At 55.6% G+C, this 13,751-nt stretch carries 11 protein-coding genes; 2 read left to right on the forward strand and 9 right to left on the reverse strand.

Annotation, left to right across the window (positions count from 1 at the left end; genetic code table 11):
- Positions 1-34 precede the first annotated feature (34 nt).
- From trxA to regB, 8 genes are all read right to left on the reverse strand, one after another.
- Complete coding sequence (gene trxA, locus BSK21_RS14250) at positions 35-355, reverse strand: thioredoxin (RefSeq protein ID WP_067552369.1); 321 nt, start codon at positions 353-355, stop codon at positions 35-37.
- Between the two features lie 53 nt (positions 356-408).
- Positions 409-3,777 (reverse strand): double-strand break repair helicase AddA, encoded by a 3,369-nt coding sequence (addA, locus tag BSK21_RS14255; protein WP_067552366.1) that lies wholly within the window; start codon positions 3,775-3,777, stop codon positions 409-411.
- On the reverse strand, positions 3,774-6,758 hold the full coding sequence (gene addB / locus BSK21_RS14260; protein WP_318254773.1) for a double-strand break repair protein AddB: 2,985 nt from the start codon (positions 6,756-6,758) through the stop codon (positions 3,774-3,776). The genes addA and addB overlap by 4 nt, the downstream gene beginning before the upstream one ends.
- Positions 6,748-7,416, reverse strand: a complete 669-nt coding sequence (locus BSK21_RS14265; RefSeq protein ID WP_067552362.1) for a nucleotidyltransferase family protein — start codon at positions 7,414-7,416, stop codon at positions 6,748-6,750. The genes addB and BSK21_RS14265 overlap by 11 nt, the downstream gene beginning before the upstream one ends.
- Entirely contained in the window at positions 7,413-8,318 is a 906-nt protein-coding gene (locus tag BSK21_RS14270) for an aminoglycoside phosphotransferase family protein (protein ID WP_067552358.1), read from the reverse strand. Before BSK21_RS14270 ends, BSK21_RS14265 begins: the two co-directional genes overlap by 4 nt.
- Positions 8,311-8,769, reverse strand: a complete 459-nt coding sequence (gene tsaE / locus BSK21_RS14275; protein ID WP_067552355.1) for a tRNA (adenosine(37)-N6)-threonylcarbamoyltransferase complex ATPase subunit type 1 TsaE — start codon at positions 8,767-8,769, stop codon at positions 8,311-8,313. Before tsaE ends, BSK21_RS14270 begins: the two co-directional genes overlap by 8 nt.
- Positions 8,770-8,810: 41 nt before the next feature.
- The gene (locus BSK21_RS14280; protein WP_198039377.1) at positions 8,811-10,370 is read right to left on the reverse strand and encodes a PAS-domain containing protein; all 1,560 of its coding nucleotides are present in this window, start codon (positions 10,368-10,370) and stop codon (positions 8,811-8,813) included.
- A 66-nt stretch (positions 10,371-10,436) separates the two neighbouring features.
- Positions 10,437-11,792 carry a sensor histidine kinase RegB gene (regB, locus tag BSK21_RS14285; RefSeq protein WP_067552349.1) on the reverse strand — a complete coding sequence of 452 codons (1,356 nt, stop codon included), beginning with the start codon at positions 11,790-11,792 and terminating at the stop codon, positions 10,437-10,439.
- A gap of 80 nt (positions 11,793-11,872) precedes the next feature.
- On the opposite strand from regB, the gene BSK21_RS14290 reads away from it, so the two are divergent.
- Both BSK21_RS14290 and BSK21_RS14295 read left to right on the forward strand, forming a co-directional pair.
- Complete coding sequence (locus BSK21_RS14290; RefSeq protein ID WP_067552346.1) at positions 11,873-12,499, forward strand: SCO family protein; 627 nt, start codon at positions 11,873-11,875, stop codon at positions 12,497-12,499.
- Between the two features lie 54 nt (positions 12,500-12,553).
- Entirely contained in the window at positions 12,554-13,105 is a 552-nt protein-coding gene (locus BSK21_RS14295; protein ID WP_067552343.1) for an ActR/PrrA/RegA family redox response regulator transcription factor, read from the forward strand.
- A 3-nt stretch (positions 13,106-13,108) separates the two neighbouring features.
- On the opposite strand, the gene BSK21_RS14300 is transcribed toward BSK21_RS14295, so the two are convergent.
- Positions 13,109-13,705 carry an HD family hydrolase gene (locus tag BSK21_RS14300; RefSeq protein WP_067552339.1) on the reverse strand — a complete coding sequence of 199 codons (597 nt, stop codon included), beginning with the start codon at positions 13,703-13,705 and terminating at the stop codon, positions 13,109-13,111.
- Positions 13,706-13,751: the final 46 nt, after the last annotated feature.

The following is a 13,751-nucleotide window of genomic DNA, read 5'->3' on the forward strand; positions in this document are numbered from 1 at the left end:
CTAGGGCGCCCTTTCGAAAGGATAGTCGGTTGGATTAGATCGAGTCTTCGATCCAAGCCTGCAGTGCCGCTTTGGGAGCAGCACCTGCTTTGTTGGCGACAACTTCGCCGCCTTTGAAAACGAACAGAGCCGGAATACCGCGCACACCCAGCTGAGCAGGGGAATTCGGATTTTCGTCTACGTTCACTTTGACGATCTTAACTTTACCGTCCATTTCAGCAGACAGCTCTTCGAGAGCTGGGCCGATCATGCGGCACGGGCCACACCATTCAGCCCAGAAGTCTACGACGACGGGAATATCGGACTGACGCACTTCGGCGTCGAAAGTTGCATCGGTGACAGCTACGGTGGCCATTTGTCTCTCCTACAGGATGTCGGGTCAGAAGGTATGCAGACCCCAACAGATGGTCAAGCCGTAGCGGCGCGACGCAACGCCGCCATGACAATTTCAGATGGCAAATTCATCAACTTTCCTGTCGTCGTCCATAGGATCGAGCAGTCGATCTGGCGATCTGGGTAAATTTGCGATATTGCCGCGTGATAGGCCCCCATTTGGCGAAGGACCCCTTCTGGGGTCTGCTCGGGCTGTTCGGGCACGATGCGATTTGTTTTGAAATCCACGCAGGTTACGCTGTCCGCTGAGATGATCAACCTGTCGATTGCGCCATGAATTCGCCCGCCGAGCTCAGATAATTCAGCGGTAATCTCGACCTCGGCCAGAGTATCAGGTGCAAAAACGGCGGCCAAAGTAGGATTGTTCAGCATTGCGATCACATCATTGAGAAGTGTATCGCGATCATCGATTAATCCGATGTCCTCATCGCCTGACATAAGAGCCTGACCGATCCGATGGCGTTCAGATTCGGGGTGGCTCGGCAGATGTTCGAGCAGCATGTGAACCATGCGACCACGAGCAAGAGCCACTTCTTTATCCACGTCGATGAGTTCCCCGGCTAGAGCTTTCGCCCCGCCCAAATCAGACGGCGAAATTGTTGTGGCCCGCTGCGGTGGTGCGTCGACGATTGGCAAATCAGGAATGTCGATCGTTGCTTTAGGTACTTCGACTGTAGAATTAAGTTCTAAGCCGCTCCAATCGTGAACAGAATAGCGGAGAATATCCATTCCCCCGAACGGCACCGTCTCAGCGCCCAAATGCTCCATCGCTGAACCAACGATGTCATACCATGCCTCTGTGTTGTCTTTGACATCACCCGCGCCACAAAGAATGAGCCACTTTTCAGCTCGCGTCAGCGCCACATAGAGCAGCCGTCGACGTTCGCGGATTTCGGCGGCTTTCGCGTCGTCGATAAGGGGGGCGATGGCCTCTGGCGTGTCCTCGCTGAGCGGACGCCAAATGGGTCCGACCTCAGATTTCAGAATGCTGCCACGTGCCTTGACGTCTCGCGTCTGCGTTTCGGGCAGGATCACAATCGGCGCCTCGAGGCCTTTAGACCCGTGTACAGTCATCACGCGAATTTCGTCGCTGTCGCCGTCCATTTGCCGCTTTACGGTGACGTCTTCGGCTTCCATCCAGTGCAGGAACCCCGTGAGGCTCGGTACTGTTCCTTGTTCGTAAGCAAGCGCCTGAGATAAGAGCGCGTCGATGGCGTCCTCAGCTTCCGCGCCCAATTGCCGAACGAGCGATTTACGACCGCCGTGGCGCGTTAGAATGCGCTCAATCAGGTCATAGGGTCGTAGAAAGTCTGCGCGGTTTCGTAAATCATGCAGGACCTCGAGTGTTTTGCGGTGCTGTTCGGTTTGGTCGCGTAGCGCCTCCCAAAGATACCCTTTGCGACCATAAGCGAGGGTAAAGAGGTCCTGTTCGGACCATCCAAACAACGGCGATTTCAGTGCTGCCGCAAGGGATAGATCGTCCTCTGCCAAAGCGACAAAGCGCAGGAGCGCGAGGATATCCTTGACCGCCAGTTGGTCGTTCAGAATCAATCGGTCAGCGCCCGCAATCGGCAGGTTCAAATCCTTACACGCACGGATGATTTCGTTGAACAACGTCTTGCGTCGTTGGACGAGGATCAGGATGTCACCAGGCCGCACAGGACGCCGATGATAGGTGCCGGTTTTCCCGTTTTCCGCTGGAATAGTCTCTGTTTCTAGCATCACCTTAATGTTCTGTGCGATGCGTTGGGATAGCTGAACATCGGCCTCTTCATCGCTGACGAGGTCATGCGGATCGTGCCAATCATTCTTCTCTGGCTTTTCGGTTTTCTCGACAAACGGCCAGAGATCGACGCGCCCTGGCATCTCTGATTTAAAGGCACTGTGGATCACCTCGTCACTCAATCCTTCGGCCAAATCGCCAGTGAAAGCATGGTCTACGAATGACAGGATCGCGTGGGAGGATCGGAACGAAAACTGAAGCTCTGTCGAGATCAGCGGCGTTTCTGTATTTTTGAGTGCCGCATCAAAATACAGGCGCATGTCGTCGAATTTCTCAGGGTCCGCGCCTTGGAACGAATAGATCGACTGCTTTTTATCGCCGACTACGAAAATAGTGCGTTGTTGATCGGCGCGCGCGCCTTCGCCTGCTGCGAATTCACCCGCCAGCGCCTTAACCACATCCCATTGCGCTGGGCTGGTATCTTGGGCCTCATCAACCAGAATGTGGTCAATTCCGCCGTCCAGTTTGAACAGCACCCATTCGGCCACTTCTGACCGTTTCAAGAGGTCGCGCGTTTTCAGGATAAGATCGTCAAAATCCAGCAAGCCACGCTGAACTTTTCGGTTCTCATAGGCAGGAATAAACACCTTCGCAAAATCGTAGAGGAGCATGGTGCGGTCGAGTGCGGCACAGGCCTTGAGGTGTTGGAACGCAGCGGCTGTCCGATCCATCCACGCATGTAGGTCGTCAATCACAGGCGCGAAGGCTTCGACTGCTTTCGTGTGATTTGACTGTGGGTAGTTCACCGACTTTGAGGTGTTCTTTCCCGCGTATAGGAATTCGGAAAATAGAGATGAAAGCAGGGAGAAATCGGGATTCTTGTAATCGAGCGACTTTAGAGTCGCTGCGAATTTCTTGTATGTATCGGTCGTAGAAGCCGCGCATTGAACGATCTCTTCCGCTAGCGCATCTTCGCCACCGATCAGGGCGATGGAGATTGCGTCGGATGGCTGCGCACCTGCGGGCAAACCAAACCCAGCGGCAAGATCATCACGGGTTACATTACGCTGAAAGTCATCCTTGAATCGCAGCACATCCTTGGCCAGTGCCATCAATTGATCGTCGGACACGTGCTTGGCCACGGCGTCGATCACGTAGGCATGAGGGCCTTCTGCGATTTGGTCCAGCACTTCGGCGCGCAATAGCTCTGCCGCGCGATCTTCCATCTCAGAAAACTGCGGAGAGACAGACGCCTCTAGAGGAAACCGGCGCAGGATCGACGAACAAAACGAGTGAATGGTTTGGATACGGAGGCCGCCAGGGACTTCGATTGCAGTGGCGAATAGGCGACGAGCATCGGCGAGCTCTTCCGTCGGAAGCGTGCCTTCGACACCCATATCCCGCAAATCTTTCCGCAACTGGTCGTCGGGCATCATGGCCCATTCGCCGAGGCGCTTGAACAGACGGTTTTGCATCTCAGCCGCAGCTGCTTTGGTGTAGGTCAGACACAGAATATGTGAGGGATCGACCTTATCGAGGAGGAGCCGCGCCACGCGGTCCGTCAGAACCCGTGTTTTGCCCGACCCAGCGTTTGCCGATACCCAAGTAGATGCCCGTGGATTGGCGGCGGCAATCTGGCGAAGTGTTGCGTCGTCTTTCATTTCAGAACCTCCGCTTTGGGCGCTTGGCTCAGGTTCCATTCACCGTATCGCGCGAGGTGATCGTAATCGCTGCCATAGGCCGAGGTTTCGGCGGCCATCATCGCCGTGTAGCCCCGCGCAGGATCGGTCCAAGCTTTGATTAGGAGTTGGAACTTCGTCCATTCGTCATCGACGGATAGATCCTCGATCGCATCTTTGCGTTTCTTCGGGGACGCATCCGTCAGAATGGGCGCCCGAACTGGTTTTGCGCCCGCTTTGATCGGGATGAATTCCGCATCCAAAGCCTCTTTGCGGCCAATGTCATTGAACGCGCCCAGCGCAACCATGGCCGCCTCAAGGATAAGCTGCTTGTCAAAATAGAGTTGCTGTTTCTCGCTCGGCGGGGTGCCCGTTTTGTAATCGTAAAGGATGACCCGACCGTCGTCGGTCTTATCAATACGGTCGGCCTTGCCCTTGAGCTTGAAGTCGAGGTCGGGGAGGGTGATTTCCCCCCAAGCTTCAAGCTTGGCTGGCGCACCGCGTTTACGTCGGTCAATTTCGGTCGAGAGGAACCAATCCGCCGCGCTGTCCATCCGCGCATACCAAAGTCGCCGCGTTGCGGGCCATGGACACTGGGCATCCAGTTCATCTTTGGTGAGTTGCATCAAACGATCACGGGCCGCAGGAGTGGCGGGGTCGTGGTCTTCGCTTATGAACTTCTGCAGAACATCGTGGATGATGTTGCCGCGCAACGGGGCATCGGCCGTCGGGACCAGAGGGTTCAACGCATAAAGTCCGAGCACTTTTTTCGCGTAGATCGCATAGGGATCGCGGATCAGCGTTTGGACTTGCGTGACGGACAGTTCTTTTGGCCGTGCCTCGACAGGCGGGCAGGGCGATGGGCGTGGCGCAGGGGTGCCTCGTGGTTTGTCCGCAGCGCTGATGGCTTCGGCGGTTTTGATCCACTTCGACCCTCGCTCTCGCATCGCTTTGAGCGCCTCGGGTCCAGACTGATCCGCCAGACCGTCGAGCAAGTTGGTCAATCGGTTCACCCAGCGCGATGGAACGGTCTGGGCTTCCTCGGATCGCGCTGCACGAGTGATCCAAACTTCCTTCGCAGCAATGGCCTGTTGGTAGTCATGCGCAGACAGACCAATGCGACGTTCGGGCAGTAATAGCCCCGATTTTAGCCGCATGTCCCTGTTTAACCACGGATCAGGCGTAGGCGTTTCGGGCCACGTGCCGTCGTTCATTCCGCCCAAAATAACTAGGTCAGCGCTTTGAGCGCGGGCTTCTAGCGTACCCCAAAACAAGATGTTCGGATGGCTGATGTCGGGATTTTGTACAACGGCACCTGACAGTATCGAATTAACAATCTCGATATAATCGCGAGCCGATAATGAACCGCCGTGTATGGCTTGAAGTTCCAGATCAGTCATCACTGCCTTGGCCTTGCGACCAGCGGCTTCATCCCAGAGCCCACTTTCGCCAGCCATCGGGCCAGCGGCAAAGGCTTCTGTCAGCGCCAAATGCTGTGCAACGTGATCGGGGAGTGGGAGATCATCGTCAGGCTTTGGCCCGCTATGGATTTGATCAAGCAATCCCCCGATCCATTCGGCCCAGTCCTTTTGCGCGTCCTTTTCGGCCCAGCCGCGCAGGTCGGCACCCGTTGGATAGGCTGGGCCTTTCTTGCGAATTGAGAGCTCTAGTTCGTTGGTAAGGCGGACATGGTCGCCACGGTTCCCGCCCGATGACACCAGCGGATGTTTCAGCAGCGCAAGCAGGCTTTCGCCCGTGATCTGATCGACCCGCAAACCAGCGACCTGACGCAGCAAACGTCCCGGCGCAGAAAGGTGCAAAGGTTGACCTGCAGAGTCATCTGGAACGACGTTCCAACGATCCAGTGCCGCAGCCACCTGACGTGTGAGCATTCGGTCGGGGGTGATCAACGCGGCAGTGATCCCTTCGTCCATTGCAGCGCGGAGCCGCAGCGCAATCGTTTCGGCCTCTGATCTGGGGGAGGGCGCCTCGACCAAGGTCACGTTTTCCATCGCGCTGGGCAGATCGCCTAATTCTTTGCCGTCCTTCAGCCATTGATCGGTCACAGGAGCAGGGCGTAGCGATAGCGAAATCACCCGATTACGCGCGGGGCTAAACGGTTCGGTCGTGTCCCAAGGACGGATGTCCGAAATCGAAAGGTCCAGCCGCTCCATCAGTAGCTTAAAGCGGTACTGGGGATGGTCCTCGAACCGCCGGCGGTCGGTCATGGCGTCCCAGATCGCGGGGGGCATGTCGTAATCCACACCGGGGAGGATCACCGCGCCTTGGGGCAGGCGTGATACGGCCTCCATCAACATCGCGGTCGCGCCTCGCGATCCGGTTGAACCCGCGATGATGATTGGGTGCGTCGGAGGGGCGTCAGACCAGCTGGCAATGAGGCGTTCGATCACCATCCGCTGGCGTGCTTCGACGTCTGGTGGTTCTTGGGCGAAGTCGAAGTACTTAAGAACGATGCCGATGAACTCTTGGGTACGCGCCCAATGGCCCGACCTATCAGTCACGTCGAGGTCTAGCACGGCTTGCGGATCGACCCCTTCGCCATGCATTTCGTCCATCAATTTGGCGAGGCTATCCGAGAGCGCATAAAGCGCCGAGCGCGGCGCCAAATCGGGTTGACTGTCTAGCAATGCACCGACCAAGGGCGCCAATTCCAAACGACGACGCAGGCTCGCAACAGGGGGTGGCACGTCGATTGCCACAGGATCGCGGGCAAGATCAGTGACCAGCCGCAGTCGTGGCAGCAACCCCGCAGGACCGTTGTCGAGCACCTCGCGCATTCTACGCTGCATACGACGTGTGTTCAGGAAAATCTCAACTTTAGCGACCTCTTCGGGTGGCATTCCTTGCAGCCGCTCCATCACACCTTTGGTAAGGGAGTCGGCGAAATCCACCCCAGGGGGGAGACCAAAAATGCGGGGCTTATCGGTCGGTTCAAACATCATCACTCAACATCCTTTCGGCCACCGCGATGCTTTCGGGGCGGCCAACGTCACACCATTTACCATTATATTCGACGCCGTAGAGCGTTCCTCTAGCCAGCATTCGGTTCCAGAGCTCCCACATAGAGAACGATTGTTCCGTGACTTCGTCCAGATCAGTCGTTCGAATGATCTGGCAGCCCGTATAGATCGCTCCAGCACAGCGCTGAATTTTACCCGTCTGGTCGGTTATGAAATCACCCTGACCCGAGTGGCCCAGCGCGTTGTCTTTGCTGACGAGCAAAAGGAGCCCCTCCATATCGTCGCGCCAATGTTGGTGCAGCGTATCAAAGGGGTTATCGCCGCGCCAAACTGCATCCGTGTTCATCGTGAAAACAGGCCCATCGCCCAGCAACGGCAAAGCATGTTTCAAACCGCCGCCAGTCTCACGTAGAAGGTCAGTTTCGTCCGAGATGTGAACATCCGCTGGGACGGCATCGCGGATTTGCTCTGCCTTATAATGCACGTTCACCACGCGGGTGAGCCTCTCTGCCAAATCGAGCGCATGAAATAAGAGCGGTTTGCCCGCAACATTCACCATCGGCTTGGGTCTGTCGTTGGTCAGCGGCGCCATTCGGGTGCCAAGGCCAGCAGCAAAGAACAAAGCAGATTTTGGTGTCATGTGGTCAGGTCCGGAAGGATCAATTCGGAAAGGTCTCGCAAGTCTGGATGAGCCAGATCGCGTCTGAGGTGGCTGATCACGCGCGGGATTAGTGGCTGATATTTCAGCTTTTTGTCACGCTGCACTAGTCTAGCAAAAATACCGAGTATGCGGAGGTTTCGCTGCACAGCGATCGTCGAAAAGGCTGCCATATCGGCATCTTTGGTCAGTGCATCAACCGTGCGATCAGACACATCCCGCCGTGCATCGCGCAGTAGCGACACAAGGTCATACAAAGGGTGCGCCAAAAATGCGTCCTGAAAATCAAGCAGGCCGACGCGATCCGTCCCTTCTTGTTCGGGCCGCCAAATCAGGTTCTCAGCATGAAAATCCCGTAGTGAAAGGGTGTAAGGGTGAGGGGCCAAACGCTCTAACGCAGCCTTCATTGCAACGGTGATTTTTGACCCATCGGCGCTGGGCGCATACCATTCGGAATAAAGCCCGACCATGTCAGCGCCGACATCGGGCGTCATCGTTTTCAGACCGGCTGGGGCAGGGCATGCGCTGATTTGTTGGATGCAGTCGGCAGCGGCTTGATACAGGGTCAGTTCATCCCCATCACCCGTCGCAATCCAATCGGCAAAGTGACGTGGGCCTAAGTCCCCAATGACCGCGAGGCCTGCCGTTTCATCGCATTTCAGGATTTCTGGCGGACATAGTCCAATGCCTGCGAGGTGTGTCGCTATACGCAAAAACGGCGCGAGGTCTTCACCAGCTTCGGGCGGCGCGATCATCAGGATCACGCTTTCCCCATCGGGACTGAAGAGCCGTCGATAGCTACGAGCAGAGGCGTCGCCCGCAACAGGGGTTTGGTGCCAGTCCTGCCAAATGGTTCCGTTGAGAAATGTAGCAACATCAGACATCGATTATGCCCAAACGTGTTTCCCAATCCGCTGGGCCAACAAACGTGACATGGTGTGGATCGGCGGCCACAAACTGCAATGTCAGAGCCGATTTTGGCGCAAGATCGGCCAAACGATCGGGCCATTCGATAAGGCAAATTGCGGATTCGAATGCTTCGTCCAAACCGAGCTCAATCGCCTCGTCAGGGTGGCTAAGTCGATAGAGGTCACAGTGCCAGATATCGACGTCGTCCTCGTAGGTTTGAACCAAGGTAAAAGTCGGCGATGGCACGTCCTCTTCGTAGCCAAGGCGGGCGCGGATAAGGGCGCGTGAAAAGGCGGTTTTGCCGGCGCCAATATCCCCTTCTAGGAGTAACACATCGCCAGCCCGCAAAATCGGCGCGATCCGCTGCGCAAGCGCATCGGTGTCCGCTTCGGACGGGAGTAAAATCGGGCCCTTGGTAAATGTCATGCCCCCAAACTAAGGGTTGGTGGTGCACTCGCAAGAGGCAATCAACCTTGCGCCGCCCAAAGTGCGATGACGGCTTCGCGTCCAGACTTGCTATCGCCCGTATGACGGAACCGAACGAGCGTCGCACCGTTGGGCATCGGGCGAGTGCTGCACTCCAGTAAACGACCATCATTGTGACGTATGGTATCGCTCCAGACCTGAGAAGATCGACTAAGGCCACCACCTTCACGCAGCCTCGTCCAGATTGGCGTTGGGGCTGAGGCGTCCTGCCAAATGCGGGATTCATCAAGCAGGGTAGAGCCGACAAAGGGCGCAGTTTTCGTGTAGTTCCAAAGCTGATGGTAGCTTTGGTTCGACATGATCATGGTTCCTGCCGCCGAAAAGACCGCGATAGCGTCATCTAGGCTATCCATCACGGCCTGACCCATTTCGATTTGTGCTTCAAATCGCCGAGTGAGCGAGATTTCAGAGGTCACGTCTTCGACAAGAAAAGCCAAAGCACCGTCAGGATGAGGTCGTCCGACAAACCTGTACACTTGACCGTTGGAAAGTTCCCAATTCACCGAATAACGTCCTGCTTTGGCCTCTTTCTCGAGCGATACAATTTGATCGCGCCATGATCGCTGATCAGCTGCAACATGGATGTTCTTTTGGTCCCGAAGCCTGTCGAAAAAGGTGTGCAGTTTGGGCCGAGAAGCGAGGAAATCGGAAGGAATTTCGGTCAGATCGTGAAGGGCAGGGTTGAACACGATCAATTCGCGGTCACTGTTGAAGATGGCCAAACCAACTGACAATTGGGCAAAGGTTTTGACCAAGGTTTGCACATAGCTGCGTTGGGTTTCTTCGGCTTTCGTCACCTTTGTTACATCGACGGCAAAGTGGATCGTCTCGGCGTTGCGATGCGCCTTGGTGACTTCAAACCATTTTGGCGGCCGACCGGTGCCTAGGTCTATGCTGTGACGTGTTGGGATGAGGTCGTCTTGGGTATCGAGATTAGAAAACAACTCCGCAGGCGGCCATGGTGGGATTTCGGTTTCCGCATAACCAGCCACCAGCGCGGCGAAGTCTAGGTAGCTCCGATTGGCCCAAGTGATTGTACCCGTGTCATCCTGCTTCCAGATCAACTGAGGTGCGCTTTCTGCTATTCCGCGCAGGGTATGAAGCTCGTCCTCAATCGATGTAAGCGTCGCGATATCAACGGCTGTTCGGCGTCGAAATCCTTCTTGATATGTGACGCGGATGATCCCGTCACAAAACTCAACATCGAGACGTAAGTCTGGGTCTGAGGGGGATGTCAGCACCATTGATCCACCTGACTGGATTGAGGACATTGTGGTCCTGATTTGAGGGAAATTCGACGCAAAGAAACCGAGGAAGCGATCCCAATCCGTTTTCTCTGTCGCTCTGCGACGCAGAAGGGCCTTAGCGGATGGCGTCGCATCAATCAATTTCGTCTCGTCAAAGAGAAACACGATCTCATCTTCGGCTTCGCGGATCATGGCGCGGGCGCTTTGGTTTTTCAGATCTAAGAACCGCGCCAGAACGGTAATGATTAATCCCGCCGCCGCGACAGAGATGAGGCAGAGCCCAAAAAGATACATGCCCGACATCGGTCGAATCCCTTGTTTGCAACAAAGGAACTTTTATGGATCAGGGTTAATTGCGCGTTAATCGCCAAAGGGCAGGTTTTCACCCAAACCGCCAGCGCGGTCGCCCTTGGACGGGTCGATCTGGTCGCGGTTCCATGTGACGGCGACCAAGGCCCCACCGAGCGCCCCGCCGTTCGCAAAATCGAGCCGCGCCCCTGACCGTTCAAGCAACGTTTTCGCTATAAACAGGCCCAAACCCATGCCTTCGTAACCTGGGCGACTGGTGTCTTCCCGACGCCGCATGAACGGATCACCGATGCGAGCCAGAATGGCAGACGGATACCCTGGTCCATCGTCCGAAATGCGCACACTGACGGATTTGTCGGTCCATGTGCTTTCGATTAGTACTTTATCCGACGAAAAATCGACCGCATTTTGCACAAGGTTGCGAAGTCCATGCACGATTTCTGGCCGACGTTCGATGATCGGTTGGCGTGCTGGCATCTCTGTTTCATCAGAGATTACGAATTCCAATCGTTTGCCACGCATCAGGTGGGGTTCGGCAGCTTCTTGCAAGAGACCTTCTAATGGAACGCGGCGCATGTGCAGGTCGTCTTTGCCTGCGCGGCCCATCGACCGAAGGATCGCAGTGCAGCGATTGGCTTGTTCCCCGATCAGGCGCACATCGTCTGCAAGGTCTGGATCATCCCCCAATTCATCTAACAACTCACCGCTGACCAGCTTAATCGTCGCGAGAGGCGTGCCCAATTCGTGCGCAGCAGCAGCGACAACACCACCCAAATCGGTGAGCTTTTGTTCACGGGCAAGCGCCATTTGCGTCGCCAGCAAAGCATCAGACATTTCGTGGATCTCAGACGTGATCAGACGCGCATAAGCGCCAAGGAATACAACACCAATCACAAGCGCGACCCAGAACCCGAACCGAAAGAGGTCGGGCATCTGCAATACGTCACCTGCCATTGATCGTAGCGGTATGTGCCACGCAGCGAGGGCGGTTAGAATAAGGATCGTGATGATCCCGAGGATTGCAGTATCGCGGAGACGCAAGAACGTTGCTGCGATGGTGACAGGTGCTAGCACCAACAGGGCAAACGGGTTGTTCAAACCGCCAGTGAGGTACAGGAGCAGACACAACTGAAGCAAATCGAAGAGAAGCATCAGCATCGCTTCGAGTTCGGACAGACGCTTGGTTTCGGGATACAGGAACGTCGAAAACAGGTTGGCGATGATTGATGCACCGATTGCCATCGCGGCAAGGCCTACCTCAAGGTCGAGGCCTAAAATCCGCACCGAAACAACGAGCGCAGTGATCTGGCCTAGAATGGCAATCCATCGCAAAATGACCAAGGTCCGTAGGCGGACCCAACTGCTTCTCTCGCGATCGTGATGTTTGATTTGCCGGTCAGGGATCATTTTCGTCCAATCTGCGTCATGCTGAACTATTGTTATTTGGACCCGCAGCGGCAATCAATGCGCGACCAAAGGAGAGTTCGATGGAAAAGAAAATTGCTCTAGCTGCTGTATCAGTCGCCGCGTTGTTTATTGGTGGTACCTTTGCCGTGGTGAAATTGAACGCACCTGATCAGGATTTCGCTCAATGTGGTGCAACAGCAGTCGCTGGCAGCTCGATCGGCGGTCCGTTCGAACTGGTGAACAAGGACGGTGTGACCGTCACCGATACTGATGTCATCACGGGCCCGACCGTTTTGTATTTCGGCTACACCTTCTGCCCAGATGTTTGCCCGCTCGATAACATGCGCAATTCTCAGGCGGTTCAGATCCTTGATGAAAAAGGGATTTCTGTCACGCCAGTCTTTATTTCCATCGACCCTGAGCGGGACACTCCAGAGCGCGTGGGCGAATTCGCCTATAACTTCCACGACCGTATGATTGGCCTCACAGGGACGCCCGAACAGACCGATGCAGCCTCCAAAGCCTATCGGACCTATTACCAGAAAGAGGCTAATGGTGATCCTGAGTATTACCTCGTTGATCACTCTGTTCAGTCCTATTTCAACATCCCAGGCTATGGTGTGATTGACGTTTTCGGTCACAACGACACTCCAGAAAACGTGGCGCAAAGGATGGAGTGCCTGATCGAAATGGTTGGTGCGAATTGACCTTGGGGCCTCTGCCCGCTACCTGTTGAGAGCGCGATATATGAGGCGGACCTAATGGATAATGAACCCATTGATCTGGGCGAAGACAGAACGCTGCTCTTGGTGGATGATGACGAACCGTTTTTGAAACGGCTCGCCAAGGCTATGGAGAAACGTGGGTTTTCTGTGGAAACCGCTGGGTCGGTCGTTGCTGGTAAGGCAATCGCGACCGCTCGACCGAGTGCCTATGCGGTCGTCGATCTAAGGCTCGAAGATGGGAACGGTCTGGACGTTGTTGAAACGCTGCGCGAGCGCCGTCCAGACAGCCGTATCGTCGTTCTTACAGGATATGGTGCGATTGCAACGGCTGTGGCTGCAGTGAAAATCGGCGCAACGGACTATTTGTCCAAGCCCGCCGACGCCAACGACATCGTCAACGCTTTGCTGCAAAAGGGTGATGAGCTACCGCCGCCGCCTGAAAACCCAATGAGCGCGGATCGCGTGCGTTGGGAACATATCCAGCGGGTCTACGAACTGTGTGATCGCAACGTGTCCGAAACGGCACGGCGTCTGAATATGCACCGTCGGACGCTTCAGCGTATTCTGGCAAAGCGTAGCCCGAAGTAAGGGTTACATCTCAGCAAGCAAGGCCGCGTGACGCGCGGTGAAATCCTTGCGAACCTCGACTGGGGGACGCAAACGGATGCCCAATTTAGCAACCAATTGTTTGTCGAGCTTTCCAAAGAGCTTGTCCGCCTCGCTCGCCGAAAATCCCGCAATCTGGGTCGCTTCCAACCACGCGCTGACTTTGTCCGCTTCCTTGATCCGCTTCTTTATCTCAGTGGGTAATTTTGCGGGCAGCCCAAACCGAATGTGGATGGCCGCAGTCAGTCGTTCATCGAGTTCGCCGTAATTCGGACCGACCGCTGCTTTAACAGGGCTGATCATGTCGCCGATCACGTATTCAGGCGCGTCATGTAGCAATGCCGCTAGCTTCCATTTGGTCGCAATACCTGGGTTATCACGGCTGAAAATCTCTTCGACCAGCAGCGAATGTTCTGCGACCGAATAGGCGTAGTCGCCGATTGTTTGCCCGTTCCAGCGTGCAACAAATGCTAACCCGTGGGCAATGTCTTCGACCTCGATATCCATCGGGGTCGGGTCCAAAAGATCGAGCCGCCGACCTGACAACATACGCTGCCATGCGCGGGGTTGTTTCGCTGCCATGATTTTTCCAGTCCGTCGAAGTTGTCGTAGTAGGTCTACAGTGCTA

The sequence above is a fragment of the Marivivens sp. JLT3646 genome, assembly GCF_001908835.1.
GTDB classification, from domain to species: Bacteria; Pseudomonadota; Alphaproteobacteria; order Rhodobacterales; family Rhodobacteraceae; genus Marivivens; species Marivivens geojensis.